This is a genomic window from Methylorubrum rhodesianum, assembly GCF_014199985.1.
Lineage (GTDB): Bacteria > Pseudomonadota > Alphaproteobacteria > Rhizobiales > Beijerinckiaceae > Methylobacterium > Methylobacterium rhodesianum.
In genome coordinates, this window is sequence record NZ_JACHOS010000011.1 from 200,499 (window position 1) to 225,508 (window position 25,010).

Here is a 25,010-nt window from a genome sequence, read left to right on the forward strand (position 1 = left end):
CCGCGAAGCGGCACGCGCCGCCCCCTCCCCTTCACCGTTCCATGTCCGGCCGGGCCGCCGCGAGTTGAACACGCGGCTGGGCCAGGGCAAAGGTCGCGCTCGACTGGCCGGAATGGCTGAGCAGCCGAAGCGTGGCAGTGCGGCCGACCAGTTCGGGCTCGGCGGCGGCCTCGCCCTGCGGCGCCGTGAAGCTGTCCGCCAGCATGCCCGGGCGGGCGAAGCCGTCCTTGGTCAGCACCTGCCAGATCACCGTCTGTGCCGTTTCCAGCTCGGCCGTGCCGGCCGCAGGCGAGAAGACCGCCGCGTAGCTCTGGCGGAACCCGCCGCGCTCGGCCGTGAAGATGCACGTCGCGACGGGCGTGCGGCCGAAGACGAGCGTGGCCTCGGGCTTGGTCACGCAGGTCAGGGTGCCGGCGGCGCGCTGAATGGCGGGCGCGGCGCCGAGGCCGTGCGCGCCGGCGGCGCCCGCAGCGAGGATGCCGGCGGTGAAGGCGAGAGTGAGTGAACGCATCGGAGCCCCCTAGGCGGTTCGTCGTGGTTGGCCGCTTCGTTTCGAAGCGTTGCGTTAACCATGAGGGGGTGCCGTTGCGGGCATATTCCGTCGATTGTTGCTTGGGCGTAAAGGGGCGATCGAGACAGCGCGGAGAAGCGTCGGAGAGACCGCGGCGATCGGCCTGAAGGCGCGCTCTCCACAGGGCATCGAGGGCGACGGCTCGACCTGAATGGCCCGGGCATGCAAGCCTTTTGCGGTGTCGATGACCAAGTCCCAACTCTGCGCGCTGCTCGCCGACGCGCTTGGCGTCCCGGAGCGCGAGCGCGTCGCGGCCTTCCTGCGTGACCCGGCCACTCAGCTCATCGAGAACCCGTTCTCGGCGGCCCGCGCCGCCACGGCGCGCAATACCTGGGCCGGCAGAAGCTTCGACTTCCGTGTGATGGGCGTCGAAGCCGCGGGCCTGTCCGATCTGGTCAGCGCGCTGGCCGCGCTCCCGGTCGCGGAGCCGCTGATCGAGGAAGTCGCCCGGTCCGGCCCGCACACCGCCTCTGTGATCCTCGGCGCGGACCGCGGCCGCGTGATCGGCGTCGCCCTCTACGGGAAGCCCGGCATCCCGCTCCCCCGCTTCGTCCCGCGCCGGCCGCGCCGCCGCGCGGAGGCCGCGACCCAGCTCGACCTGTTCGCCGACGCCCGATGAGGGTTTGACGTCCTCGCCTTACCCGCCTCCGGCCGAAGCGGGACGCCGCGCATCGATCAGGCGGATGACCGGGCGCGGATGAGGGATAGGCTCCATCGTTGGGATCGATGGTGCAAGAGGCGTCGCGCGCGCCGCGGCGAACGTCCGCCCCTGACCGACCCGGCGACAGGCGACCAGACCGATCCCCATCAGGGTCCCGGCCAGCACATCCGGCAGGTAGTGCCCGCCCGCGCCGAGCGTCGCGACGATGATCGCGCCGTTGAGGAGGATCGCGAGCGGACCGATCACCGGCACGGGGGCGAGCGCCCAGGCGGTGAGAACCGCGAGGCAAGCGTGGAAGGAGGGGAAGGTGACGAGGCCGCGGATCTCGGAGAGCGCGATCACCGGCAGCCTGTGGTCGCGCAGGGCCTGCAGCGCGTCGAGGTGCCAGAGGGCGCCCACCGTCTCGAGATGCCCCTGCGGATAGACCTGCGGCGCGTAGTGGGCGTAGGGGCCGACTGCCGGAAACAGGGCCGAGACCGCGATCGAGGCGAGCAGCGCCAGCGTGAACAGACGGGCATAGGCCCAGAGGCGGGCGACCCGCGACACCGCGCTGAGTGCGATGACGACGAGGCCGACCTGGGGTCCGCTCGAATGATAGGCGAGCGCCAGCCACCAGGACAGATCGGGGTGTTCGGCGAGGAAGCCGACCCAGCCGCGCCAATCGAAGCCCAGGACGGCCTCGATACGGGCGAGGGCGGGATCGGCGAGCGGAAGCGCCAGCGTGGCGCTCAGGTAATGCAGCAGAGCCGCCGCGGTGGTGAAGGTGGCGAGATAGGCGCTCGACAGGGCCATGGCCCGCAGCTTCGGCTCCGGCCTGACCGCGCTGAACAGGAACGCGAGCCCGAGCAGGACGGCGACCGCGCCGGAGACGGCGAGCGGGCCGGGCCAGGCGAGGTCGATCCCCGCGAGGGCGAGCCAGAAGGCGTCGAGCCCGATCAGGATGCCGACGAGTGCCCAGTAGCCTCGACCTGGCGCGGCAAGCCCCGCACTCGGCCGCCGCGGGAGCGTGTCGGCCGGAGGGCGAGCGGGCCGGCCGCCCGTCGGGTCGGCTGTCCTCGAGCCGGCTCCGCGTTCCTCGTCGAGCCGCATCCGTCCGTCGCTCCTTGCGCGCAACCCGAAGGCCGCTCCGGACGGGAAGACGCGGCAGCGCCGGTTTTGTTCGGAACGAGGGGCCGTTTCAGACGGACGGGACAACGGCCTGGATGCGCCCGCTGCCCGCAGCCGGCCGGTTGGCATTCGCGGCGGGCATGAAGCTTTCGACCCTGTTGCGGCCCTCGTTCTTGGCCGCGTAGAGCGCGAAATCGGCCGCCTTCAACAGATCGGCGGCCTGGATGCCGAAATCCCGCGTGCGTCCCCGCGCGGCGGTGACGCCGACGCTCACGGTCACCGGCACCTCCGCGGACAGACCGGGATGGCGGATCGCGAGGTCGGCAACGGCCGCGCGGACCGCCTCCCCCGCCAACCGCGCCGCGGCCGGCTCGGCGCCCGGCAGCAGCGCCGCGAATTCCTCGCCGCCGTAGCGCGCCGCGAGCCCGCCATGAGCCTCGACGGAGGCCTGAAACGCCGCCGCGACCGCCACCAGGCAGAGATCCCCCTCGGCATGCCCGGCCGTGTCGTTCAGGAGCTTGAAGTGATCGATGTCGATGAGGATCACGCCCAGCCACGCATCCTGCTCGCCGGCGAGATCCCAGGCTGCCTCCAGCCGTTCGGTGAAGTGGCGGCGGTTCGACAGGGTGGTCAGCGAATCGGTCTCCGAGAGCACGGTGAGCCGCGCGTTGGCGCGGGCGAGCGCCTCGGCCTGAAGCTTCACCCGCAGGGCGATGAGGAACGTGTTCCGCGCCGCCCATTCCCGCGAGTAGCAGAGCTTCAACGGCACCAGGATCAGCCCGGAAACCAGGAGGGGCAGGCCGCTGCGCTCGGCGGTGCAGAGCCCGAGGCCCAGAACGAGACCGACATAGAGGACGAAGGAGCAGCCGCAGAACCACAGGCAGTGCCGGAACGGCAGGGGCGCGATCAGACCCACCACCAGCGGCACGATGGTCGCGATGATGATGTAGACGTCTGTGTGCGAGGCCGGCGCGAGGCGTGCGCTGTTGAGGACGACGACGATGTCGACGAGCGCGGTGGCGAGGACGGCGCCGGAGATGCGCACCATCGTCGGCCGCCCCCGCAGGGACGCGATCGCGATGAGCGCGACCGGGCAGAAGACGCCGAGCGTCATCGCCAACGGCACGATGAACCGCTCCGGACCGAAGACGTCATGGTCCATCGCGAGGGAGAGGATGTTGAACAGGGTGAAGACGGCGAGCCAGGACTGGACGTAGAGGCCGTCCTGCCGAGCTGTCTCCGCGCGGTACTCCGCTTCGAGCACCTCCGGCAGCTTGAGCCGGTACCAGGGACGGCTCAGGCCGGCTTCGATCGGCTGTAGCATCGATGCGCCAAGTCAAGCCTCTGCTGTGCAAGCGTTACCGTAAGAGACCGAGTCCGCTCAATGCCGAATGTCAATCGGGATGCGCGGAAGTGGATGCCGTCCGCACGATGTCAGTCATTTTCCGGTCTCGAGACCGGATCGCCGGCCACGCCGTAGCCGCGCTTGGCCGCCGCGCGGTTGACGATGCCGAAGCGCAGAACCGCCTCCTCCAGATAATCGATCGCCCTGAAGAGGCCGCGGCGCGCCCGATCCCACTCGTCCGCTTCCGCGTCCTCGGGCGTCTCGGCCAGCGTCACGGATGCGATCAGCACACGGTCGCGCTCGTCCTCGATGCGCCGGTCGCGCTCGACATGGCCGCGCACGTCGGCGTCGAAGGCGGCGATCACCGCCCAGGGCAGGTCGTCCTTGCGGCTGCCCGCCGGGAACGCGGCGGCGAGACGCCGCCCCTGCGCCGCCGCCCCGCGCGTCAGATCTGCCAAGCTCACCGCCACGCTCGTCCCCTCTCGCATCGGAAGGTCCCGGTCTCCGCTCCTGCCAACGCCGGCCGCGCCCCTCCTGTTCGAAGGAGCCCGCGAAGGGAGCTCGGCGCCTGACCCCGTGCCGATCGATCCGGCCCCGGCAACGGGCGGGCCATCGAAGCGCGCAGGACGCTGGTATCGGCAGTTTCGGTGCCATGACCTGCACGAAACCTCGCCCCAATGCCCTCGATTGCGCCTTATTGCCTTCACACTCACCGTCGATCTGCGCCAGCCTCAACTCGGAAGAGCGAAGATTAGTATCGGCTCCGGTGATGATTGATTTCGAAAACCTGCCCTCGTGGGCCCGCCGTCGTCTGAACCGGCACCGCGTGCGCGGCGGCACCGGGCTCGTCGTGCGCTGGATCTCCGTGCCGGTTGGACGGGGCACCACAAACGGAGGCGCGGAACCTCCCTCGTCACCTCCCGGATCGCAGGGCGACGCGACGAACGGCGACGATCAACGCTCGCGCCCGCCGAACGGTTTGGGGGCATCGCCGTCCGGTGGGCGCGGGCGACCGGTGGACGAACCGACCGGCGCGGCGGAGGATAGAGCCGACGCACCGCTCCGACAGGGGTTGCCGGAACAATTATCGCTGCCCGCCCGCGGCCCAACCGCGCGCATCGGTTGAGCGGCCGGGACCGGCTCGCCGCCGCCCCGACGAGAGTCGCGGCACCGGCATGATGCCACGACATGCCGCCGGCCACGAAAAGGGCATAAGCCCTGCTTTAGGTTTGCCGACTGACGTCTGTCCTCCCCCGCCGACGCTCGGCGCCCGGGAAATCGGGTGCTTCGTCGGACACGTGACGGACAGACACGTGAGAGTCCTCGGCAGAGCAATCGGCCGGCGCCTTCGCAGGGAAGCGTCGGAAACCCATGGTGTTTCGATGAGACGAACCGGATTTCTCGGCCTCAGCATCATCGTCCTCGCCGCCGCCGGCGCGCGTGACATCGGCCCCGCCCAGGCCAGCGAGAGCGTGAGCGGGCGAGCGCGGATCCTGAGTGGCGACACGCTGGTCGTGGGCGGACGGGTGATCGGCCTCTACGGCGTGGCGGCGCCGGGCCTCAAACAGACCTGCCTGAACGCCAAGGGCCAGAACTACGCCTGCGGCGCTCACGCGGCGAAGGCGCTGGCCGCGCACCTGAAGGACGCGACCATCACCTGCCAGATCCACGAGACCGACCGTTACGGCCGCGCGCTCTCCGTCTGTCATCGCGACAAGGAGGATCTGAGCGCCTGGATGGCCGAGAAGGGCTACGCCATGGCGGAGCGGGGCGGAAAGGCCGCCTATGTCGGCGCGGAGACGGTGGCATGGGGCAAGCGCCTCGGCCTCTGGGCGGGATCCTTCGAGGACCCGACCGGGCGGCCGCGGACGAGCTACTCGAAAGCCAGTGCGGTGGCCGACGCGCAGCCCGAGACGCACTGATAAGGCCAGAGCCACCCACGGCGAAGCCCGCTTCCGCGATGCCGGCCCCGACGCGGTTACTTCCATGCGCGGGTGCGTCTCCGCACGGGACCGGCCGGCGCGGCGCCGCAGCGCCGCTTGCCGCCGGCTCGCTCCGGTGCCACCTAGGTCGCTCAGGCGCGTGGCAGGTCGGCGACGGGCACGCGACCGTCACGCGGCAGGGATGTCGGCCCGACGTCGATCGTCCGAGATCATCCTTCGCGCCAAACCAGATCCGTCCGGGCCCATCGGCACCGGTGGCCCGCGCCAGGGAGTGATTGAGAAGCCATGCGTCGTTCGATCGCCGTCTCCGCCCTCCTGCTCTCCAGCCTCATGGCAGCCGGTCCCGCGCTCGCGCAGGACGGGGGCGACACACGCCTGACCCCGACCGGCCGTAGCGTCACGGCGACGGGACAGACCAAGCCGCCGGCGCCCGGCATTCCCCAGGGGCAGGTCACCCCGACCTCCCAGGATCAGATGCTCAAGGCGCAGCGCGCCGCCCAGGCGCGCGATAAGGCCTGGGACGCCAAGATGAACAAGACCATGGGTTCGATCTGCAAGGGCTGCTGACGGCCCCCACCGAACGGAAACCCTGAGAACGCCCGTCCGCAAAGCGGATCCAGGAGGGGCGCCAGCGCGGCTCGATCGCGAGCGGGCCGCAATGCCGTCGGCGCCGGCCTCCGCCATGCCGATGACGCCCACACGCCTGGGCTCGCGCGGGCCAGACAGCCCCCAGCGCCGAACGATTTCGCATCGCTTCCCGCTTGCACACCGCACGCGTCCGTAGTATCGGGCACGCCTTCGCGACAGTCCTTGGGATGTTCGCATCCCTTCGTACGCGGTGACCGCGCCGGCGTTCCCACGCCGATAGCGCGGTCTCTCACATGAGCCGGGGACATCAGATCCCCATCAGGCGTCGTCCGCCGGGCAATACCGTCCGTGTGCGGAAACCCGCCTGAAACAAGGAAAGGTCACTCCCGTGATCCAGATGCAGACGAATCTGGACGTCGCCGACAATTCGGGTGCGCGCCGCGTGATGTGCATCAAGGTGCTCGGCGGGTCGAAGCGCAAGTATGCCGGCGTCGGCGACATCATCGTCGTCTCCGTCAAGGAGGCGATCCCGCGCGGCCGCGTGAAGAAGGGCGACGTCATGAAGGCGGTCGTCGTTCGCACCGCCAAGGACGTGAAGCGCGCCGACGGTTCGGTGATCCGCTTCGACAAGAACGCCGCCGTTCTGATCAACAATCAGAAGGAGCCGGTCGGCACCCGTATCTTCGGACCGGTGCCGCGCGAGCTGCGCGCCCGCAACCACATGAAGATCATCTCGCTCGCTCCTGAGGTGCTGTGATGGCCGCCAAGATCAAGAAGGGCGACACGGTCGTCGTTCTCACCGGTCGCGACGCGGGTCGCTCCGGCGAGGTCATCCAGGTCATGCCGAAGGACGGCAAGGCCTTCGTGCGCGGCGTCAATCTGGTCAAGAAGCACCAGAAGCAGACGCAGAACGCCGAGGGCGGGATCATCTCGAAGGAGGCTGCGATCCAGCTCTCCAACCTCGCGTTCCAGGACGTGAACGGCAAGCCGACCCGCGTGGGTTTCCGCATCCTCGAAGACGGACGCAAGGTCCGGTTCGCCAAGACCACGGGGGATCAGATCGATGGCTGAGGCCGACAAGAACGCCTACGTCCCGCGTCTGCGCAAGCACTACGACGAGGTCGTCCGGCAGAAGCTGATCGAGCAGTTCGGGTACAAGAACCCGATGCAGGTTCCGCAGATCGAAAAGATCGTCATCAACATGGGCGTCGGCGAGTCCACCGCGGACTCGAAGAAGGCGACCGTGGCTGCCGGCGACCTCGCTCTGATCGCTGGCCAGAAGCCGGTCATCACCCGCGCCCGCAAGGCGATCGCGACCTTCAAGGTCCGCGAGGGCATGCCGATCGGCTGCAAGGTGACCCTGCGCAAGGCCCGCATGTACGAGTTCATGGACCGCCTGATCACGATCGCGCTGCCGCGCGTTCGCGACTTCCGCGGCCTGAACCCGCGCTCCTTCGACGGCCGCGGCAACTACGCCATGGGCCTCAAGGAGCACCTCGTGTTCCCGGAGATCTCCTACGACAAGGCGGAGCAGACCTGGGGCATGGACATCGTCGTCCAGACGAGCGCCACCACGGACGAAGAGGCCAAGGCTCTCCTCGCCCATTTCAAGTTCCCGTTCCGGCAGTAAGCGGCGGCAACGTCGCTTAGACGCGGACACTGGAGACAGACATGGCTAAGAAAAGCTCAGTCGAGAAGAACAACCACCGCAAGGATCTGGTGAAGCGCTTCGCCGAGAAGCGTAAGGCCCTCCTTGCCATCGCCAACGATGAGTCCCGCGAGATGGAGGAGCGCTTCGAGGCGCGCCTGAAGCTCGCGGAGCTGCCGCGCAACTCGTCGGCCACCCGCATCCGCAACCGCTGCGAGATGACCGGCCGCCCGCGGGCCTACTACCGTAAGCTCGGCATCTCGCGCGTCGCTCTGCGCGAGCTCGGCAACCGGGGTCTTATCCCCGGTCTCGTGAAGTCCAGCTGGTAAGGGGAGGCATCCATGGTGAACGATCCCGTGGGTGATATGCTCACCCGCATCCGCAACGGCCAGAGCCGTCGCCGCAACGTCGTCCAGACCCCCGGCTCGCGCCTGCGCGCCTCGGTCCTCGACGTGCTGAAGTCCGAGGGCTACATCCGCGACTACGCGGTGCAGGACCTCGGCAATGGCCGCACCGAGTTCGCGATCGAGCTCAAGTACTACGACGGTCGCCCGGTCATCCGGGAGATCAAGCGCGTGTCGAAGCCCGGCCGCCGCGTCTACTCGTCGGTTGGCGAGTTGCCGCGCGTCGCCGACGGCCTCGGCGTCACCATCATCTCGACCCCGCAGGGCGTCATGGCCGATCACGAGGCGCGCGAGCGCAACGTCGGCGGTGAAGTGCTCTGCAAGGTGTTCTGATCCGGAGGACTAGCGACATGTCTCGCGTAGGCAAGAAGCCCGTCCCCGTCCCGTCCGGCGTCACCGCCACGGTCACGGGTCAGACGGTGAAGATGAAGGGCTCGAAGGGCGAACTCCAGTTCGTCGTCCCGCCCCAGGTCATCGTGGAGTTCAAGGACGGCGCCGTCTCGGTGCAGCCCAAGGACCAGTCGAAGCAGGCGCGCTCCCTGTGGGGCACGTCGCGCGCCCAGGTGGCGAACCTCGTCGAGGGCGTCTCCAAGGGCTTCGAGAAGAAGCTGGAGATCACCGGCGTCGGCTATCGCGCCGCGATGGCCGGCAAGGCGCTCAAGCTCTCGCTCGGCTACAGCCACGACATCGAGTACGAGATCCCGGCCGGCATCACCATCGTGACGCCCAAGCCCACGGAGATCGTGGTGTCGGGCATCGACCGGCAGCGCGTCGGTCAGGTCGCGGCGGAGATTCGCGAGTACCGCGGTCCCGAGCCCTATAAGGGCAAGGGCGTGAAGTACGCCGGCGAGTTTATCTTCCGCAAGGAAGGCAAGAAGAAGTAAGGAGGGCGATTCATGTCGAACAAGAACGAAGCCCTCCTGCGCCGCAAGGCGCGGGTCCGTCGGGCCCTCAAAGCCACCGCCAACGGCCGTCCGCGGCTGTCGGTGTTCCGCTCGTCCAAGCAGATCTACGTCCAGGTCATCGACGATGCCGCGGGCCGCACGCTCGCTGCCGCGTCGAGCCTCGACAAGGATCTCAAGGCCAGCCTCAAGACCGGCGCCGACAAGGCGGCGGCCGAGGCGGTGGGCAAGCTCGTCGCCGAGCGCGCCAAGGCTGCGGGCGTCACCAAGGTCGTCTTCGACCGCTCCGGCTACATCTTCCACGGCCGCGTCAAGGCTCTCGCCGACGCCGCCCGCGAGGGTGGCCTGGACTTCTAAGACACCGTCTCCCTCCCCCTCGCGGGGAGGGACGCACATCGAGCGAGCGGGTCTTACCGATCCGCGTCAGTGAGATAACAGGAAACAGATATGGCACGTGAACGCGAGGGTCGTCGCCGCGACGACCGCGAGGAGCGCGACAGCGAATTCGTGGACAAGCTCGTCCACATCAACCGCGTCGCCAAGGTGGTGAAGGGTGGCCGTCGCTTCGGCTTCGCGGCGCTCGTCGTCGTCGGTGACCAGAAGGGCCGCGTCGGCTTCGGCCACGGCAAGGCCCGTGAGGTGCCGGAGGCGATCCGCAAGGCGACGGAAGCCGCCAAGCGCGGTCTGATCCGCGTGTCGCTCCGCGAGGGCCGCACCCTGCACCACGACGTCAACGGACGTCACGGCGCCGGCAAGGTGATCCTCCGTGCGGCGCCGCAGGGTACCGGCATCATCGCCGGCGGCCCGATGCGCGCCGTGTTCGAGACGCTCGGCATGCAGGACGTCGTCGCCAAGTCGCTCGGTTCGTCCAACCCCTACAACCTCGTGCGCGCCACCTTCGACGCGCTCAAGAACGAGGACAGCCCGCGCTCGGTCGCGGCCCGTCGCGGTCTCAAGGTGTCGGCCCTCCAGGCCCGTCGCCGCGATGCCGACCCGGCCGACACCTCCGACGCGGCCGTCGCGTAAGGGAGGGCAGCATGGCTACCAAGACTGTCCGCATCGAGCAGATCGGCTCGCCGATCCGCCGCGAGGCCTCCCAGCGCGCGACGCTGATCGGCCTCAAGCTGAACAAGCTGCACCGCGTCTCCGAGCTGGAGGACACTCCCTCGGTTCGCGGCATGATCCGCAAGGTCGCGCACCTCGTGCGCGTCCTCGACGACGCCGCGGCGTAAGGAGGGCTCCACCATGAAGCTCAACGAGATCCGCGACAACGAAGGCGCGACCAAGAACCGGATGCGCGTCGGCCGGGGCATCGGCTCCGGCAAGGGCAAGACCGGCGGACGCGGCGTGAAGGGTCAGAAGGCCCGCACCGGCGTCTCCATCAAGGGCTTCGAGGGCGGCCAGATGCCGCTGCATCGTCGCCTGCCGAAGCGCGGCTTCAACAACATCCACGCCCACGACCTGAACGAGGTGAACCTCGGTCGCGTCCAGGCGGCGGTGGATGCGGGCAAGCTCGACGCCTCCGCTCCCGTGACGGTCGATGCGCTGGTGAAGGCCGGCATCATCGCCCGGGCCCGCGACGGCGTGAAGCTGCTCGGCGTCGGCGAGCTGACCGCGAAGCTCAGCTTCGAGGTCACCCGCGCCTCCAAGTCGGCCGTCGAGGCCGTCGAGAAGGCCGGCGGCTCGGTGACCACGACCTTCGCCTCCGGCGTCGCCCATCGCGGCGCGACCGACGGCGCGGTTGCGTCCGCCTGACACCACGATTAAGTCGAACGCCGAAGCGGCGGCCCGTGCTCGCACGCGGCCGCCGTTTCCGCTTTCAGGGACCGCTCGAGACGCGTCCCGACGGCATTTTCCGGGATATGAGACATGGCCTCAGCCGCCGAGCAGCTTGCCGCCAACCTGAATTTCGGCGCCATCGCCAAGGCCGACGAACTCAAGAAGCGCATCTGGTTCACCCTGGGTGCGCTCATCGTCTTCCGGCTCGGCACCTACATTCCGATTCCGGGAATCGATCCCGAGCAGTTCGCGCGGAACTTCCAGAACCAGGCCGGCGGCGTGCTCGGCATGTTCAACATGTTCTCGGGCGGCGCGGTCGAGCGCATGGCCGTCTTCGCGCTCAACATCATGCCCTACATCTCGGCCTCGATCATCGTGCAGCTCCTCACCTCGGTCGTGCCGAGCCTGGAGGCGCTGAAGAAGGAGGGCGAGTCGGGCCGCAAGGTCATCAACCAGTACACCCGCTACCTCACGGTGGTGCTGGCGCTGGTCCAGTCCTGGGGCATCGCCTTCGGCCTGCAGGGCTCGAACGCGGTGATCAATCCGGGTCCCTTCTTCATCCTCTCGACCGTGGTGACGCTGACCGGTGGCACGCTGTTCCTGATGTGGATCGGCGAGCAGATCACCTCGCGCGGCATCGGCAACGGTTCCTCGCTGATCATCTTCGCCGGCATCGTCGCCCACCTGCCGGCCTCGATCTTCGGCGCCCTGGAGCTGACCCGCACCGGCGCGCTCTCGCCGGCGATCCTGCTCGGCGCCGCGGTCGCGGCGATCGCGCTGATCTACTTCATCGTCTTCATGGAGCGCGCCCAGCGCCGCCTCCTGATCAACTACCCCAAGCGCCAGGTCGGCAACCGGATGTACGAGGGCCAGTCCTCGTTCCTGCCGCTCAAGCTCAACACCTCGGGCGTGATCCCGCCGATCTTCGCCTCGTCGCTGCTCCTGCTGCCGACGACCGTGGCGAGCTTCTCGGCCAACCAGGGCTCGACCGGCATCCTCGGGACGCTGACGGCCTATCTCGGCCATGGCCGGCCGCTCTACATGCTGGCCTATGCCGGGCTGATCATCTTCTTCACGTTCTTCTACACGGCCATCGTCTTCAACCCGCAGGAGACTGCCGACAACCTGAAGAAGCAGGGCGGCTTCATCCCCGGCATCCGCCCCGGCGAGCGCACGGCGGCCTTCATCGACAAGGTGCTGACCCGCATCACGGTGATCGGCGCGGCCTATCTCACCTTCGTCTGCCTCGTGCCGGAGATCGTGGCCTCCTACACCTCGGCCGCGCTCGGCTTCGGCGGTACCTCGCTCCTGATCGTGGTCTCGGTCACCATGGACACCGTGGCGCAGATCCACGGGCACCTGATGGCGCACCAGTACGAGGGTCTGGTGAAGAAGGCGAAGCTGCGCGGCGCGTCCACGACACGCCGGCGCTGATCCGCCTGACAATCGAGCAGCCTCCGACAAAGGTTCGGTGGACGCGCGCGCCGGAATTGCGCATCACAGCGGTGTGACGACGGCGTGGCTTAGGATGGGGCCCGCCGCCCATGAAAAACGAGCCCGGCGCCGGGCCTTGAGGACGGGGAGACGCTATGCGGATCATTCTGCTCGGACCGCCGGGAGCGGGTAAGGGCACGCAGTCCGAGCGGATCGTGGAGCGCTACCGCGTTCCGCAGTTGTCGACGGGTGACATGCTGCGCGCGGCGGTCGCCGCCGGGACTCCGGTCGGACTGGAGGCGAAGTCGATCATGGAGAGCGGCGGCCTCGTGCCGGACGCGGTCGTGGTCGGGATCGTCGCCGACCGCATCGAGGAGGCGGATGCCAGGAACGGCTTCATCCTCGACGGCTTCCCGCGCACGGTCGAACAGGCCAAGGCGCTCGACGCCATGCTGGCGGACAAGGGCATCGCCCTCGACGCGGTGGTCGAGTTCGTCGTCGACGAGAACGCACTCGTCGGCCGCATCGCCAAGCGCGCCGAGGAGACGGCGGCGAAGGGCCAGCCGGTGCGCAAGGACGACACGCCGGAGGTCTTCAAGACCCGCCTCGACGCCTACAAGCGGCAGACGGCGCCGCTCTCCGACTACTATGCCGGAACCGGCCTGCTGCGGAAGATCGACGGCATGAAGCCGATCGACGACGTGACGGGCGACGTGACCGGGCTGCTCGATGCCTTTCGGGAGAAGGCCGCCTCCTGAGGCCCTCTCGCTCCGACGATGATGAAGCCCGCCGCCGGTCCACCGGGGCGGGCTTTTCCATCTTCTCTCATGCGTCGTCAGCGGGTCGACGGCGCGTCGAGCGCTTTCCGGCACGCGAAGCGTTGACAAGCCGGCAAGCCCGCGCTAGGCGGACCCCCTTCGTCCAAGCGGGATGTGGTTCGGGGCACCTCTGAGAGGCTGCTTGCGGACCGATTTGTCGTTTCGGGCGGGCGCGCAGGGGCCGGCCTCCACCGGACGCGCGCTTATCCTTGTGTGACGGCGGATAAGAGTTCCGCCCCATGGAGAGATCATCTTGGCCCGTATCGCAGGCGTCAACATCCCGACCGCCAAGCGCGTCGTCATCGCGCTCCAGTACATCCACGGCATCGGCCCGAAGAAGGCCGAGGAGATCACGGAGAAGGTCGGCATCCCGGCCGAGCGCCGCGTGAACCAGCTCACCGACGCCGAGGTGCTCCAGATCCGCGAGACCATCGACCGCGACTACCTCGTCGAGGGCGACCTGCGCCGCGAAGTCTCGATGAACATCAAGCGCCTGATGGATCTCGGCTGCTACCGTGGCCTGCGTCACCGCAAGCAGCTCCCGGTCCGCGGCCAGCGCACCCACACCAACGCCCGCACCCGCAAGGGCAAGGCGAAGCCGATCGCCGGCAAGAAGAAGTAATTTTTGGCATTGGAAGGCCGTGCTTCGCTCGGCCTTCTTTCCGTCGCGCCGGGTGTCCCTCGGCGTCGGCGGCTGATCGGGACGGCCCTGCACGGCAGCCGCGCCCAAGTGACAAAAGAATCCCGAGCGCCTGGTGTTACGGGCGTGATTGAAGGACCAGCGAGAACAGAATGGCCAAGGAACCGACCCGCGTCCGCCGCCGCGAACGCAAGAACATCGTCTCCGGCGTGGCGCACGTGAACGCCTCGTTCAACAACACGATGATCACCATCACCGACGCGCAGGGCAACACGATCTCGTGGTCGTCCGCCGGCGCGATGGGCTTCAAGGGCTCGCGCAAGTCGACCCCGTACGCCGCCCAGGTCGCCGCCGAGGATGCCGGCCGCAAAGCCGCCGAGCACGGCATGCGCACCCTCGAGGTCGAGGTTTCCGGCCCCGGTTCGGGCCGTGAGTCGGCGCTCCGCGCGCTCCAGGCCGCGGGCTTCACGGTGACCTCGATCCGCGACGTCACCTCGATCCCGCACAACGGCTGCCGCCCGCGCAAGCGTCGCCGCGTCTGATCGGACGAGACTCGGAGCAATCCCGAACGGAGAAGCCCATGGCGGACGGATCGAAGCCCCTTCCCGGCGCGCTGCGTTGGAATCTCGGCGACCTCACGGTCACCGCGCTCAACGACGGCTGGTTTCAGGGCTCGCTCGATCTCGTCACGGGCATCTCCAAGGAGGAGGCCGGCGCGCTCCAGCGCGCGGGCTTCCGCTCCGAAGCCCCGGTCGTCACGCTCAACGCCTTCCTCGTCACCGGCGCCGGCCGCAAGCCGGTGCTGATCGATTCGGGCTACGGCCATTTCGGTCCGGCCACTATGGGCCGGGTTCCCGCGGCCCTCGCGCTCGCCGGCGTGAAGCCGGAAGAGATCGAGACCGTGCTCCTCACCCACCTCCATCCCGACCATGCGGGCGGGCTGATCAAGGAGGACGGCAGCGCGGCCTATCCGAACGCGGAACTCGTCGTTCATGCGACGGAAGCCGCGCACTGGCTCCCCGACGAGGCGCTGTCGCGGGCTCCCGACGCGGGGAAGCCGTATTTTGAGAACGCCCGCAAGGCAGTCGCGCCCTACGGCGCGCGGCTGCGCAAGCACGAGGGCGGTGAGCTGGTGCCCGGCATCACCGCCGTCCCCCTGCCCGGTCACACCCCGGGCCATTGCGGCATGCGGATCGTATCGGGGGACAAGTCCCTGCTGATGTGGACCGACGTGGTGCATATGCCGGCGATCCAGTTCAAGCAGCCGGAGGCGGGCGTCGCCTTCGACGTGGACGGGGATCAGGCGCGCGCCACCCGCAAGCGGGTGCTCGACGAGGTGGCGACGGAGAAGACCTTCATCGCCGGCTCGCATCTTGAATTCCCGGCGCTCGGCACCGTCGCCCGCGACGGCGCCGGTTACAGCTTCGTTCCCGCCCTCTGGGTGGCAGGCGAGCAGCAGTGATTTTTGGGACCGGTCCGGATGCTCTCAGAGCCATCCAGGGCCGGCCGAAGCGCTTTCCGGGACGCCGGCGGCGCGGGTTTGGCAAGAGGTAGGACCGTGGTCATTCAGAAGAACTGGCAAGAGCTCATCAAGCCGAACAAGCTGCAGGTCTCCGCCGGCGACGATCCCAAGCGGGTCGCCACCGTCGTGGCCGAGCCGCTGGAGCGCGGCTTCGGCACGACGCTGGGCAATTCGCTCCGCCGCGTGCTGCTCTCCTCGCTTCAGGGCGCCGCGGTCACCTCGGTGCAGATCGACGGCGTGCTGCACGAGTTCTCGTCGATCCCCGGCGTGCGCGAGGACGTGACCGACATCGTCCTCAACATCAAGACCATCGCCATCCGCTCGCAGACTGACCAGCCCAAGCGCATGACCCTGCGCAAGACGGGCCCCGGCCTCGTCACCGCGGGTGACATCGGCGCCGTCGGCGACATCCAGATCCTGAACCCCGACCTCGTGATCTGCACCCTGGACGACGGGGCCGAGATCCGCATGGAGTTCACCGTCGCCACCGGCAAGGGCTACGTCCCGGCCGACCGCAACCGGCCCGAGGACGCGCCGATCGGCCTGATCCCGGTCGATGCGCTCTACTCGCCCGTGACCAAGGTCAGCTACCGCGTCGAGACCACCCGCGAGGGTCAGGATCTCGACAAGGACAAGCTGACCATGACGGTCGAGACCAACGGCGCCGTGTCGCCGGAGGATGCCCTGGCCTACGCCGCCCGCATCATCCAGGACCAGCTCCAGGTCTTCGTGAACTTCGAGGAGCCCCGCAAGGAAGAGGCCGCGCCGCTCGCGCCGCAGCTCCCCTTCAACCCGGCGCTGCTCAAGAAGGTGGACGAGCTGGAGCTGTCGGTCCGTTCGGCGAACTGCCTGAAGAACGACAACATCGTCTATATCGGCGACCTCATCCAGAAGTCGGAGGGCGAGATGCTGCGCACCCCGAACTTCGGCCGCAAGTCGCTCAACGAGATCAAGGAAGTGCTCGCCGGCATGGGACTGCACCTCGGCATGGACGTTCCCGGCTGGCCGCCGGAGAACATCGAGGATCTCGCCAAGCGCTTCGAAGAGCACTACTGAGGGGCGAAGCCGCCCTTGGCCGGATTGGGCGGCGCTGCACGGCGCCGCTCGTTTGGCCGTCTGACCAGGTGCTAAGCCGCTGGGTCGACGCTCCCTCCCGCCCCAGCGAAGCCGGGGCGGACGCTCCCAAAAGAATCCCGCCGCTGGGTTACGCGGAGTTCGATGAAAACAGCCCCAGGGCACTCGGCCGTACCGTGGCACGGCGGCCGTGACTGAGAAGGACCAGCCACCATGCGTCACTCCTACCGCGGTCGCCGCTTCAACCGCACGGCCGAGCACCGCAAGGCGATGTTCGCCAACATGTCCGCCGCGCTGATCAAGCACGAGCAGATCGTCACCACCCTGCCGAAGGCCAAGGACCTGCGTCCGGTCGTCGAGAAGCTGATCTCGCTCGGCCGCACCGACAGCGTCCATGCCCGCCGCCTCGCCATGGCCCAGATCCGCGACGCAGACATGGTCAAGAAGCTCTTCACGGTGCTCGGCCCGCGCTACCAGTCGCGTCCGGGCGGCTACTGCCGCATCATGAAGGCCGGCTTCCGCTACGGCGACAACGCTCCGATGGCCGTCATCGAGTTCGTGGACCGGGACGTCGATGCCCGCGGCAAGGATTCCGGGCCGACCGCGGTCGAGACCGCCGACGCCGCCTGAGCCCATTTGCTGCCGCAAGACGCGGCAGAACGGGTGACAATCTGACCGGTGCGAAAGGCGGCCTCACGGCCGCCTTTTTGCGTGTTCGCTCAAGAGCAGTAAGAACGAACGGCCGAACCGGCGGTGGAGAAAGTGCCGGTGCGCGGTCACTGGGACAATTGTGCATATGCCCCGCCGCCCTGCATCCGTTATCGTCGGCAGTCGCGGTAGGGTTGAGGATCGTCGGCAGGTACGCCCCGTCTCCCGGCGTAGCGGCCGGAAGGCGTTGTCGAACGGCAGGATGTGAACCGTGAATGCTCCCAATGAGAGCGCAGAGGTGCTGAGGGATCCGCTGCTGCTCGACAATCAGCTCTGCTACGCGCTCTACGCCGCAGCTCACCGGATGACGAAATCGTACCGGCCGATGCTCGAACGGATGGGGCTGACCTACCCGCAATATCTGGTTCTGCTCGTGCTCTGGGAAAACGACGGCATCACCGTCTCCGAGATCGGCCGACGGCTGCGCCTGGATTCCGGCACGCTCACACCCGTGCTCAAGCGGTTAGAATCCAGCGGCCTGCTGAATCGTAGCCGCCGGCAGTCCGACGAACGCGAGGTCGAGATCGCTCTGACCGATCAGGGTCGAGCGCTTCGCTCGGAGGCGGTCGCCGTGCGCCAATCCGTCATGTGCCAGCTCAACATGTCGGAGCCGGAGATCCAGGCCATGCGGGCCGACCTGAACGCGCTCATCGAGAATCTGTCGAGCGCGAGCTGACGGCCGTAAGGCGGGGCAGCTCGCTTCCCTTTGCCGGTTAAATTTCGGTTGAGTTGCAGGCGCCGCTTCCGGTACTGACGCTTGTCGCTCATCGCTGGAAGGCGACGGCAGCTCCGATTGCAGCGACGTGCCTCCCCGTCATCAATCCTTCAAGGAAGTTTGGCCTTGTCTTCGCCCGCGCGGGGCAGGCCCAGCGGCAAATGCTGAGCGCGAACTGCGCCGGCCGCAGGGCGTTTCAGAAGTATGACGGCCGGCCCGATCGAGAGCAGCCGCGAAGCGCGGCCCCAGGTTGGCGTCCTGCCGATGCGCCGGACCCCCGAGGGCGGAACGGAGATCCTGCTCGTCACCTCCCGCGAAACCCGGCGCTGGATCATCCCCAAGGGGTGGCCGATGAAGGGGCGCAAGCCGTTCGAGGCGGCTGCCCGCGAGGCCTACGAGGAGGCCGGCATCGTGGGCCGCGTGGGGAAGCGCCCACTGGGGTTCTATCTCTACGAGAAGCGCCTGAAGAACCGCGATGCGGTCCTATGCCAAGTGACGGTGTTCCCGCTCGACGTGCGTAAACAGCTCAAGAAGTTCCCGGAGCAGGGCCAGCGCGAGGCGCGCTGGTTCTCCCCCTCCGAGGCCGCCGACATGGTCATCGAGGCGGGCCTCGCCGGCCTGATCCGTGCCGCGGGCAACCGCGATCCGAAGAAGAAGAAGGGCTGAGCCGGCGAAGCCCACCCGCCCTCGCGGCGGCATCGGTCCGAAAGGATCCATGCCGAGCGGATGCCCTGCCTCGATCGAGACACGGGCTGTCGGACCGGTTGCGGTCGATCGCTGTCGCTATGCCATCCGCTCTCGTCCTGAGCATTGACCGTCGCGACCGAGATCCGGTTGCCTGCGTCCGCGGCGATGCGGCCGGCGCGAGAGGGTCGACCATCTCCTTGACGAAGGCCGCACTCGCCCCTCCGATCGGGCGGCGGTGGCATCGACCGCGCCGTCTTCGAAGGCGAGAGCCTGTCCGTAGAGGGTGACGAGCCGGCTGCGGCAGGCTGCGTCCGGGTTCGCGATCTCGATTGCCTCACTCACGAGTCCTGGGCGTGAGGCGAGCGCCTCCTCGGCCTCTTCCGGACGGTTTGTGATAAGGATGAACAGCACGTCGGCATCGTCGCGCAGGCCGTCTATCTCGTTTGGGCAGACAGTTGAGCTGCACCACAGTCTTCGGGCTGCTGGCTCCCACACGAGAGCGGCGAACAAGATCGGCATCCTCCCACACCACGATGCTCGGTCGGAGCGTTCAGACGAGCAGCATGTATCGCCCTAGTTCGGCGCTCGCCCTCAGCGGTGATGAGCACCGTCCCACGGTCTCCGCTCGCCCGCTAAGGCGTCGCTTACGATGCCGAGAGGCGTGAAGCCGCGGCGATCCCGGAGGTGCCCTTTCAGGAATTGCCGCAGCGGCAGATCAGGCCTCCACGGCAATGTCAGGAACGGTTCGATTTCGGTTATGGCCTGCGTGATGTCTTCGTGGGCCGCGGAGGCGCAGGGTTCCACGATGCGTCACCGTTCAGCAGACGCTCCGCCCCGTGATCGGCGGCAGGTCGGCGATCGCCCGCCGGCCGAGCATGGCTGAAGGGTGCCGGCTAAGAGCAGGCAGTACCGGTTTCTCGATCCCCGCCGATAAACGGAAACGGGCGCGGAACTCTCGCTCCGCGCCCGTCTCGAAACTCGTGCTGAGGAAAACCTCAGGCCGCCGTGCCGGCCGCCTCGGCCGCCGCCGCCTGATCCTCGACCAGCTTCCAGGTCTTGGTCTTGGAGTAGGGACGGGACTCCTCGATGAACACCGTCTGGCCGACCTTGGCCGTGTTGGCCTCATCGTGCGCATGGTAGTTCTTCGAGCGGCGAACCGTCTTCTTCATCACCGGATGGGTGAAGCGACGCTCCACCTTCACAACGATGGTCTTATCGGTCTTGTCGCTGACGACGACGCCTTGAAGGACGCGCTTGGGCATGTGGAGACTCCTCAGGCCTTGGCCGCGTCCAGCGTCTTCTGACGCTGCAGCGTGCGGACACGGGCGATGTCGCGGCGGACCTCACGGACCCGGGCGACGTTCTCGAGCTGGCCCGTCGCGCCCTGGAAGCGCAGGTTGAACTGCTCCTTCTTCAGGCTGATGAGCTCGTCGGAAAGCTGATCCGCCGACAGAGCGCGCAGATCAGACAGTCTCTGGTCGGACTTCATGATCTCTTCCTATCAATCAGCGATGCGCTGGATGACGCGGGTGCGCACCGGCAGCTTCGCGGCACCGAGGCGCAGAGCCTCGCGGGCGATGTCCTCGGCCACGCCGTCGACCTCGAACATGATGCGGCCGGGGTGGACCCGGGCCGCCCAGTATTCGGGGGCACCCTTACCGGAGCCCATGCGGACCTCGGTGGGCTTGGCGGTGACGGGCAGATCCGGGAACACCCGGATCCACACCCGGCCCTGACGCTTCATCTCGCGGGTGATCGCGCGGCGGGCCGCCTCGATCTGACGCGCGGTGATGCGCTCGGGCTCCAGGCACTTGAGGCCGAACTGGCCGAAGTTCAGCTCAAAGCCGCCCTTGGCCGCGCCATGGATGCGTCCCTTGAACTGCTTACGGAACTTGGTCTTCTTGGGTTGCAGCATGGCAGCCTCTCATCATTCTCCAGATGGCTCGCGATTACGCGTTGGCGTGATCGCGGCGGCCACGGCCACCACGGTCGTCGCCGTCCCGCTCGCGGCGCCCGCCGGAACGGCCGCCCTCTTCCTGCGCCTTCTTATCCTGAGCCATGGGATCGTGCTCGAGGATCTCGCCCTTGAACACCCACACCTTGATGCCGCAGGTGCCGTAGGTGGTGAAGGCGGTGGCGGTGCCGTAGTCCACGTCCGCGCGCAGGGTATGCAGCGGAACGCGGCCCTCGCGGTACCACTCGGTGCGGGCGATCTCGGCGCCGCCGAGACGGCCGGCGCAGTTGATGCGGATGCCCTCGGCGCCCAGCCGCATGGCCGACTGCACGGCGCGCTTCATGGCGCGACGGAAGGCGACGCGGCGCTCGAGCTGCTGCGCGATAGACTCAGCCACCAGGGTGGCGTCGACCTCGGGCTTGCGCACCTCGACGATGTTGATCGTCACGTCGGCCTTGGTCATCGTGCCGACGAGCTTGCGCAGCTTCTCGATGTCCGCGCCCTTCTTGCCGATCACGACACCCGGACGGCCCGAGTGGATGGTGACCCGGCACTTCCGGTGCGGGCGCTCGATGACGATCTTCGAGACGGCGGCCTGCTTGAGCTGCTTCATGAGGGCGGCGCGGATGGCCACGTCCTCATGCATCAGCTTGGCGTACTCGCCTTTCTCGGCGAACCAGCGGGAATCCCAGGTCCGGTTGATGCCGAGACGCAGGCCGATCGGATTGATCTTCTGACCCATGGGTAAACTCCTCAGGCCGCTTCAGCGCGCACTTCGCGAACCACGATCGTGAGGTTCGAGAAGGGCTTCAGGATGCGCGCGCCGCGACCGCGGGCACGGGCGTGGAAGCGCTTGAGAACCAGCGCCTTGCCGACGAAGGCCTGGGACACGACGAGATCGTCCACGTCCAAGTCGTGGTTGTTCTCGGCGTTGGCGATCGCGCTCTCCAGGCACTTCTTCACATCGCGGGCGATGCGCTTGCGGGAGAACTCGAGGTCGGCAAGGGCCGTATCGACCTTCTTGCCGCGGATCAGCGCCGCCACGAGGTTGAGCTTCTGGGGCGACACGCGGAGCATCCGCGCAACGGCCTTCGCCTCGTTCTCGGGGAGCGCGCGGGGGGTGGCAGGCTTGCCCATCTCAGCGCCTCTTCGCCTTCTTGTCGGCCGCGTGACCGGGGAAGGTGCGGGTCGGCGAGAACTCGCCGAACTTGTGACCGACCATCTCCTCGGTGACGTAGACCGGGATATGCTTGTGTCCGTTGTGCACACCGAAGGTGATGCCGACGAACTGCGGGAGAATCGTGGAGCGGCGGCTCCAGATCTTGACGACCTCGTTGCGGCTGCCGCCGCGGGCGGCGTCGGCCTTCTTGAGGAGGTAGCCGTCGACGAACGGCCCTTTCCAGAGGGAACGTGCCATGGCTGTTACTTCTTGCGGTTATGGCGGCTGGACAGGATGAAGGTGTCGGTCCGCTTGTTGGACCGGGTCTTCTTCCCCTTGGTGGGCACGCCCCAGGGCGTGACCGGGTTCCGGCCGCCCGAGGTGCGACCCTCGCCACCGCCGTGCGGGTGATCGACCGGGTTCATGGCGACACCGCGGTTGTGCGGGCGCTTGCCGAGCCAGCGGTTGCGGCCGGCCTTACCCAGCGAGATGTTCATGTGGTCCGGGTTGGAGACCGCACCCACGCTCGCGAAGCACTGGCCGTGCACGAGGCGCTGCTCGCCCGAATTCAGGCGGAGCGTCACGTAGCCCTGGTCGCGGCCCACGATCTGAGCGTAGTTGCCGGCGGAGCGGGCGATCGCGCCGCCCTTGCCGATCTTCAGCTCGACGTTGTGGACGATGGTGCCCACCGGCATCGAGCCGATCGGACCGGCATTGCCCGGCTTCACGTCGACGCTCTCACCCGCGACCACCTTGTCGCCCGGCGACAGGCGCTGGGGAGCGAGGATGTAGCTCTGCTTCCCGTCGGGGAAGGTGATGAGCGCGATGAAGGCGGTGCGGTTGGGATCGTACTCGATCCGCTCCACCGTCGCGGGAACGTTGAGGTTCTCGCGACGCTTGAAGTCGACGTTGCGCAGGACCCGCTTGTGGCCACCGCCGCGGAAGCGGACGGTGATGCGGCCCAGGTTGTTGCGGCCGCCCGAGGAGCTCTTGCCCTCGGTCAGCGCCTTTACCGGCTTGCCCTTGTAGAGCTCACGGCGGTCGACGAGCACGAGCTGGCGCAGGCTCGGCGTGACCGGTTTGAATGTCTTCAAGGCCATCGGCTTGATCCTAACGCTTCAAGTCTCAGAGGCCGGTCGTGACGTCGATCGTATCACCCTCGGCGAGGGTCACGATCGCCTTCTTCACGTCCGAACGCTGCCCGCGCTGCCCGCGGAAGAACTTCTTCTTGCCCTTGGTCGTGAGCGTGTTCACGCCCGTGACCTTGACGTCGAACAGCTTCTCGACCGCATCCTTGATCTGCGGCTTGGTGGCCTTCGGGGCAACCCGGAAGACGACCTTGTTCTGCTCGGTGAGGTTGGTCGCCTTCTCCGTGATGACGGGGGAGACGATCACATCGTAGTGGCGCGGATCGGCACTCATTTGAAACGCTCCTCCAGCGCATCGACGGCGGCGCGCGTCAGCACGAGCGTGTCGCGACGCAGGATGTCGTAGACGTTGATGCCCTGCACGGGCAGCACGTCGATCTTCGGAATGGCGCGGGCGGCGCGGCCGAAGTTCTCGTCGACCTCCGAGCCGCCGATGATCAGCGCGCTCGACAGGCCGAGCTTCTCGAAGCGCTCGATCATCGCCTTAGTCTTGTGGCTGTCGACCTTGATGTCGTCGACGACGATCAGGGTCGAGGCCTTGGCCTTCGACGACAGGGCGTGCTTCAGGGCGAGCGCACGGACCTTCTTGGGCAGGTCGTGGCTGTGGTCGCGCACCACCGGACCGAAGGCCCGGCCGCCGCCGCGGAACTGCGGAGCGGAGGCAGCGCCGTGACGGGCATTGCCGGTGCCCTTCTGCTTGTACAGCTTCTTCGAGGTGCGATCGACATCCGAGCGGTTCTTGACCGCGTGGGTGCCGGCGCGCCGCTTGGCGAGCTGGTAGCGCACCATGCGCTGCAGGATGTCGGCGCGCGGCTCAAGGCCGAAGATCGCCTCATTGAGCTCGACCGAGCCGGCGGAGCCGCCGTCGAGCGTGGTGATATCGAGTTTCATCACGCGTTCTCCTCGGACGCCGGAGCCTCGGGGGCCGCCTCGACCTGGGACGCGCCGGCGGAACCGTTCTCACGGAACTTGCCCGGCAGCGGCACGTCGGCCGGCAGCTTGCGCTTGACCGAGTCGCGAACCTGGATCCAGCCGCCGGCGACGCCGGGGACCGCACCCTCGACCAGGATCAGACCGCGCTCCGGATCGGTGCGGACGACCTTGAGGTTCTGCGTGGTGACGCGCTCGACACCGAGGTGTCCCGGCATCTTCTTGTTCTTGAAGGTCTTGCCCGGATCCTGGCGGCCACCGGTCGAACCGATCGAGCGGTGGGAAATCGACACGCCGTGGGTGGCGCGCAGACCGCCGAAGTTCCAGCGCTTCATACCGCCGGCGAAACCCTTACCCGTGGTGGTGCCCGTCACGTCGACGAACTGGCCCGGGATGAAGTGGTCGGCCGTGATCTCGGCACCGACCGGGATCAGCGCGTCCTCGGACACGCGGAACTCGGCGAGCTTCTTCTTGGGCTCGACCTTGGCGACCGCGAAGCGGCCGCGCTCGGCCTGCGACACGTTCTTGACCTTGGCCTTGCCTACGCCGACCTGGAGGGCGACGTAGCCGTCCTTCTCGGTCGTGCGGTGTGCCACAACCTGGCACTGATCGATTTGAAGCACGGTGACGGGCACATGCTCGCCTGCGTCCGTGAAGACGCGGGTCATGCCGACCTTCCGTGCGATGACGCCTGAGCGCATAGGTCTCTCCCTCGCGCGATGAAACGGTAAGCTCTAAATCCAGCGCGGACTTAGAGCTTGATCTCCACGTCCACGCCAGCGGCGAGGTCGAGCTTCATCAGCGCGTCCACGGTCTGCGGCGTCGGGTCGACGATATCGAGCACCCGCTTGTGCGTGCGCATCTCGAATTGTTCGCGCGACTTCTTGTCGATGTGCGGCGAGCGGTTCACCGTGAACTTCTCGATATGCGTCGGCAGCGGGATCGGGCCCCGGATCTGCGCGCCGGTGCGGCGCGCGGTCGAGACGATCTCCTTGGTGGACGCATCGAGGATGCGGTGATCGAACGCCTTGAGGCGAATGCGGATGTTCTGACCGTTCATGACCTGACCTCGGCGGAAACGTTGGAAGGGCGGGCGCGAGGGCCCACCCCTCTTACGTCCCCTGTCGATGATGCCTTGCGGTGGCGGTTAGTCGTTGATGGCGGCGACGACGCCGGCACCGACGGTGCGGCCGCCCTCGCGGATGGCGAAGCGCAGCTTCTCTTCCATGGCCACCGGCACGATCAGCACCACGTCCATGGTCACGTTGTCGCC

38 protein-coding genes are annotated in these 25,010 nt (G+C 67.8%); 22 read left to right on the plus strand and 16 right to left on the minus strand.

Annotation, left to right across the window (positions count from 1 at the left end; translation table 11 throughout):
* Window positions 1–31: 31 nt before the first annotated feature.
* The gene (locus HNR01_RS17390; protein ID WP_183668891.1) at window positions 32–511 is read right to left on the minus strand and encodes a DUF992 domain-containing protein; all 480 of its coding nucleotides are present in this window, start codon (window positions 509–511) and stop codon (window positions 32–34) included.
* A 244-nt stretch (window positions 512–755) separates the two neighbouring features.
* On the opposite strand from HNR01_RS17390, the gene HNR01_RS17395 reads away from it, so the two are divergent.
* Window positions 756–1,190 carry a hypothetical protein gene (locus HNR01_RS17395; protein ID WP_246417537.1) on the plus strand — a complete coding sequence of 145 codons (435 nt, stop codon included), beginning with the start codon at window positions 756–758 and terminating at the stop codon, window positions 1,188–1,190.
* Window positions 1,191–1,208: 18 nt separating this feature from the next.
* Here the strand turns inward: HNR01_RS17395 and HNR01_RS17400 are convergent, their stop codons facing one another.
* The 3 genes from HNR01_RS17400 to HNR01_RS17410 all read right to left on the minus strand — a co-directional run bounded on the left by HNR01_RS17400 (window position 1,209) and on the right by HNR01_RS17410 (window position 4,154).
* The gene (locus tag HNR01_RS17400; protein WP_183668895.1) at window positions 1,209–2,321 is read right to left on the minus strand and encodes a phosphatase PAP2 family protein; all 1,113 of its coding nucleotides are present in this window, start codon (window positions 2,319–2,321) and stop codon (window positions 1,209–1,211) included.
* A gap of 88 nt (window positions 2,322–2,409) precedes the next feature.
* Window positions 2,410–3,663, minus strand: coding sequence for a sensor domain-containing diguanylate cyclase (locus HNR01_RS17405; RefSeq protein ID WP_183668897.1), 1,254 nt, complete (start codon window positions 3,661–3,663; stop codon window positions 2,410–2,412).
* Window positions 3,664–3,773: 110 nt separating this feature from the next.
* A complete protein-coding gene (locus tag HNR01_RS17410; protein ID WP_183668920.1) occupies window positions 3,774–4,154 on the minus strand; it encodes a hypothetical protein in 381 nt (126 codons plus the stop codon).
* A gap of 912 nt (window positions 4,155–5,066) precedes the next feature.
* Between HNR01_RS17410 and HNR01_RS17415 the strand changes: the two genes are divergently transcribed.
* The 21 genes from HNR01_RS17415 (at window position 5,067) to HNR01_RS17515 (ending at window position 18,525) form a co-directional block, all read left to right on the plus strand.
* Complete coding sequence (locus HNR01_RS17415; RefSeq protein ID WP_017485525.1) at window positions 5,067–5,606, plus strand: thermonuclease family protein; 540 nt, start codon at window positions 5,067–5,069, stop codon at window positions 5,604–5,606.
* Window positions 5,607–5,912: 306 nt separating this feature from the next.
* On the plus strand, window positions 5,913–6,194 hold the full coding sequence (locus HNR01_RS17420; RefSeq protein ID WP_183668899.1) for a hypothetical protein: 282 nt from the start codon (window positions 5,913–5,915) through the stop codon (window positions 6,192–6,194).
* A gap of 409 nt (window positions 6,195–6,603) precedes the next feature.
* A complete protein-coding gene (rplN, locus tag HNR01_RS17425) occupies window positions 6,604–6,972 on the plus strand; it encodes a 50S ribosomal protein L14 (RefSeq protein WP_012253654.1) in 369 nt (122 codons plus the stop codon).
* A complete protein-coding gene (gene rplX / locus HNR01_RS17430; protein WP_017485523.1) occupies window positions 6,972–7,286 on the plus strand; it encodes a 50S ribosomal protein L24 in 315 nt (104 codons plus the stop codon). The genes rplN and rplX overlap by 1 nt, the downstream gene beginning before the upstream one ends.
* Window positions 7,279–7,845 (plus strand): 50S ribosomal protein L5, encoded by a 567-nt coding sequence (rplE, locus tag HNR01_RS17435; RefSeq protein WP_012454049.1) that lies wholly within the window; start codon window positions 7,279–7,281, stop codon window positions 7,843–7,845. Before rplX ends, rplE begins: the two co-directional genes overlap by 8 nt.
* 41 nt (window positions 7,846–7,886) lie before the next feature.
* Window positions 7,887–8,192 (plus strand): 30S ribosomal protein S14, encoded by a 306-nt coding sequence (gene rpsN, locus HNR01_RS17440; RefSeq protein ID WP_003597141.1) that lies wholly within the window; start codon window positions 7,887–7,889, stop codon window positions 8,190–8,192.
* A gap of 12 nt (window positions 8,193–8,204) precedes the next feature.
* On the plus strand, window positions 8,205–8,600 hold the full coding sequence (gene rpsH, locus HNR01_RS17445) for a 30S ribosomal protein S8 (protein ID WP_012454047.1): 396 nt from the start codon (window positions 8,205–8,207) through the stop codon (window positions 8,598–8,600).
* A 17-nt stretch (window positions 8,601–8,617) separates the two neighbouring features.
* On the plus strand, window positions 8,618–9,151 hold the full coding sequence (gene rplF, locus HNR01_RS17450; protein ID WP_012454046.1) for a 50S ribosomal protein L6: 534 nt from the start codon (window positions 8,618–8,620) through the stop codon (window positions 9,149–9,151).
* 12 nt (window positions 9,152–9,163) lie between these two features.
* Window positions 9,164–9,526, plus strand: coding sequence for a 50S ribosomal protein L18 (gene rplR / locus HNR01_RS17455; protein WP_017485522.1), 363 nt, complete (start codon window positions 9,164–9,166; stop codon window positions 9,524–9,526).
* A 90-nt stretch (window positions 9,527–9,616) separates the two neighbouring features.
* Entirely contained in the window at window positions 9,617–10,195 is a 579-nt protein-coding gene (rpsE, locus tag HNR01_RS17460) for a 30S ribosomal protein S5 (protein ID WP_003597131.1), read from the plus strand.
* An 11-nt stretch (window positions 10,196–10,206) separates the two neighbouring features.
* Window positions 10,207–10,401, plus strand: coding sequence for a 50S ribosomal protein L30 (gene rpmD / locus HNR01_RS17465; protein WP_012454044.1), 195 nt, complete (start codon window positions 10,207–10,209; stop codon window positions 10,399–10,401).
* A gap of 13 nt (window positions 10,402–10,414) precedes the next feature.
* Complete coding sequence (gene rplO / locus HNR01_RS17470) at window positions 10,415–10,924, plus strand: 50S ribosomal protein L15 (protein ID WP_153874575.1); 510 nt, start codon at window positions 10,415–10,417, stop codon at window positions 10,922–10,924.
* Between the two features lie 114 nt (window positions 10,925–11,038).
* Window positions 11,039–12,382, plus strand: a complete 1,344-nt coding sequence (gene secY, locus HNR01_RS17475) for a preprotein translocase subunit SecY (RefSeq protein ID WP_017485520.1) — start codon at window positions 11,039–11,041, stop codon at window positions 12,380–12,382.
* A gap of 155 nt (window positions 12,383–12,537) precedes the next feature.
* Window positions 12,538–13,140, plus strand: a complete 603-nt coding sequence (locus HNR01_RS17480) for an adenylate kinase (protein ID WP_017485519.1) — start codon at window positions 12,538–12,540, stop codon at window positions 13,138–13,140.
* Between the two features lie 313 nt (window positions 13,141–13,453).
* A complete protein-coding gene (gene rpsM, locus HNR01_RS17485; RefSeq protein ID WP_012454040.1) occupies window positions 13,454–13,822 on the plus strand; it encodes a 30S ribosomal protein S13 in 369 nt (122 codons plus the stop codon).
* Between the two features lie 170 nt (window positions 13,823–13,992).
* Complete coding sequence (gene rpsK / locus HNR01_RS17490; RefSeq protein WP_009866710.1) at window positions 13,993–14,382, plus strand: 30S ribosomal protein S11; 390 nt, start codon at window positions 13,993–13,995, stop codon at window positions 14,380–14,382.
* 38 nt (window positions 14,383–14,420) lie between these two features.
* A complete protein-coding gene (locus HNR01_RS17495) occupies window positions 14,421–15,302 on the plus strand; it encodes an MBL fold metallo-hydrolase (protein ID WP_183668901.1) in 882 nt (293 codons plus the stop codon).
* A 96-nt stretch (window positions 15,303–15,398) separates the two neighbouring features.
* Window positions 15,399–16,418 (plus strand): DNA-directed RNA polymerase subunit alpha, encoded by a 1,020-nt coding sequence (locus tag HNR01_RS17500; protein ID WP_017485517.1) that lies wholly within the window; start codon window positions 15,399–15,401, stop codon window positions 16,416–16,418.
* 231 nt (window positions 16,419–16,649) lie between these two features.
* Window positions 16,650–17,066 carry a 50S ribosomal protein L17 gene (rplQ, locus tag HNR01_RS17505; protein ID WP_108940095.1) on the plus strand — a complete coding sequence of 139 codons (417 nt, stop codon included), beginning with the start codon at window positions 16,650–16,652 and terminating at the stop codon, window positions 17,064–17,066.
* A 289-nt stretch (window positions 17,067–17,355) separates the two neighbouring features.
* On the plus strand, window positions 17,356–17,820 hold the full coding sequence (locus HNR01_RS17510) for a MarR family winged helix-turn-helix transcriptional regulator (protein WP_026105680.1): 465 nt from the start codon (window positions 17,356–17,358) through the stop codon (window positions 17,818–17,820).
* A gap of 243 nt (window positions 17,821–18,063) precedes the next feature.
* Window positions 18,064–18,525: an NUDIX hydrolase gene (locus HNR01_RS17515; protein WP_017485514.1), complete on the plus strand. Its 462-nt coding sequence runs from the start codon at window positions 18,064–18,066 to the stop codon at window positions 18,523–18,525.
* 1,016 nt (window positions 18,526–19,541) lie between these two features.
* Here the strand turns inward: HNR01_RS17515 and rpsQ are convergent.
* The 12 genes from rpsQ to HNR01_RS17575 form a co-directional block, all read right to left on the minus strand.
* Window positions 19,542–19,808: a 30S ribosomal protein S17 gene (gene rpsQ / locus HNR01_RS17520; protein WP_012454031.1), complete on the minus strand. Its 267-nt coding sequence runs from the start codon at window positions 19,806–19,808 to the stop codon at window positions 19,542–19,544.
* An 11-nt stretch (window positions 19,809–19,819) separates the two neighbouring features.
* Window positions 19,820–20,035: a 50S ribosomal protein L29 gene (gene rpmC / locus HNR01_RS17525; RefSeq protein ID WP_003597107.1), complete on the minus strand. Its 216-nt coding sequence runs from the start codon at window positions 20,033–20,035 to the stop codon at window positions 19,820–19,822.
* A gap of 12 nt (window positions 20,036–20,047) precedes the next feature.
* Entirely contained in the window at window positions 20,048–20,461 is a 414-nt protein-coding gene (gene rplP, locus HNR01_RS17530) for a 50S ribosomal protein L16 (protein ID WP_017485512.1), read from the minus strand.
* A 34-nt stretch (window positions 20,462–20,495) separates the two neighbouring features.
* The gene (rpsC, locus tag HNR01_RS17535) at window positions 20,496–21,242 is read right to left on the minus strand and encodes a 30S ribosomal protein S3 (protein WP_017485511.1); all 747 of its coding nucleotides are present in this window, start codon (window positions 21,240–21,242) and stop codon (window positions 20,496–20,498) included.
* An 11-nt stretch (window positions 21,243–21,253) separates the two neighbouring features.
* Window positions 21,254–21,637, minus strand: coding sequence for a 50S ribosomal protein L22 (gene rplV, locus HNR01_RS17540; protein ID WP_009865531.1), 384 nt, complete (start codon window positions 21,635–21,637; stop codon window positions 21,254–21,256).
* 1 nt (window position 21,638) lies between these two features.
* A complete protein-coding gene (gene rpsS / locus HNR01_RS17545; protein WP_003597098.1) occupies window positions 21,639–21,917 on the minus strand; it encodes a 30S ribosomal protein S19 in 279 nt (92 codons plus the stop codon).
* 5 nt (window positions 21,918–21,922) lie between these two features.
* Window positions 21,923–22,759, minus strand: a complete 837-nt coding sequence (gene rplB, locus HNR01_RS17550) for a 50S ribosomal protein L2 (RefSeq protein ID WP_012454029.1) — start codon at window positions 22,757–22,759, stop codon at window positions 21,923–21,925.
* A 25-nt stretch (window positions 22,760–22,784) separates the two neighbouring features.
* Window positions 22,785–23,081 (minus strand): 50S ribosomal protein L23, encoded by a 297-nt coding sequence (locus HNR01_RS17555; RefSeq protein WP_012454028.1) that lies wholly within the window; start codon window positions 23,079–23,081, stop codon window positions 22,785–22,787.
* Window positions 23,078–23,698, minus strand: coding sequence for a 50S ribosomal protein L4 (gene rplD, locus HNR01_RS17560; protein WP_017485510.1), 621 nt, complete (start codon window positions 23,696–23,698; stop codon window positions 23,078–23,080). Before rplD ends, HNR01_RS17555 begins: the two co-directional genes overlap by 4 nt.
* Window positions 23,698–24,438 (minus strand): 50S ribosomal protein L3, encoded by a 741-nt coding sequence (gene rplC / locus HNR01_RS17565; protein WP_012454026.1) that lies wholly within the window; start codon window positions 24,436–24,438, stop codon window positions 23,698–23,700. The genes rplD and rplC overlap by 1 nt, the downstream gene beginning before the upstream one ends.
* Window positions 24,439–24,488: 50 nt before the next feature.
* Window positions 24,489–24,797 carry a 30S ribosomal protein S10 gene (gene rpsJ / locus HNR01_RS17570; RefSeq protein ID WP_003597088.1) on the minus strand — a complete coding sequence of 103 codons (309 nt, stop codon included), beginning with the start codon at window positions 24,795–24,797 and terminating at the stop codon, window positions 24,489–24,491.
* An 87-nt stretch (window positions 24,798–24,884) separates the two neighbouring features.
* Window positions 24,885–25,010 (minus strand): EF-Tu C-terminal domain-related protein (locus HNR01_RS17575; protein WP_446685698.1); only part of this gene is annotated, 126 nt, incomplete at its 5' end.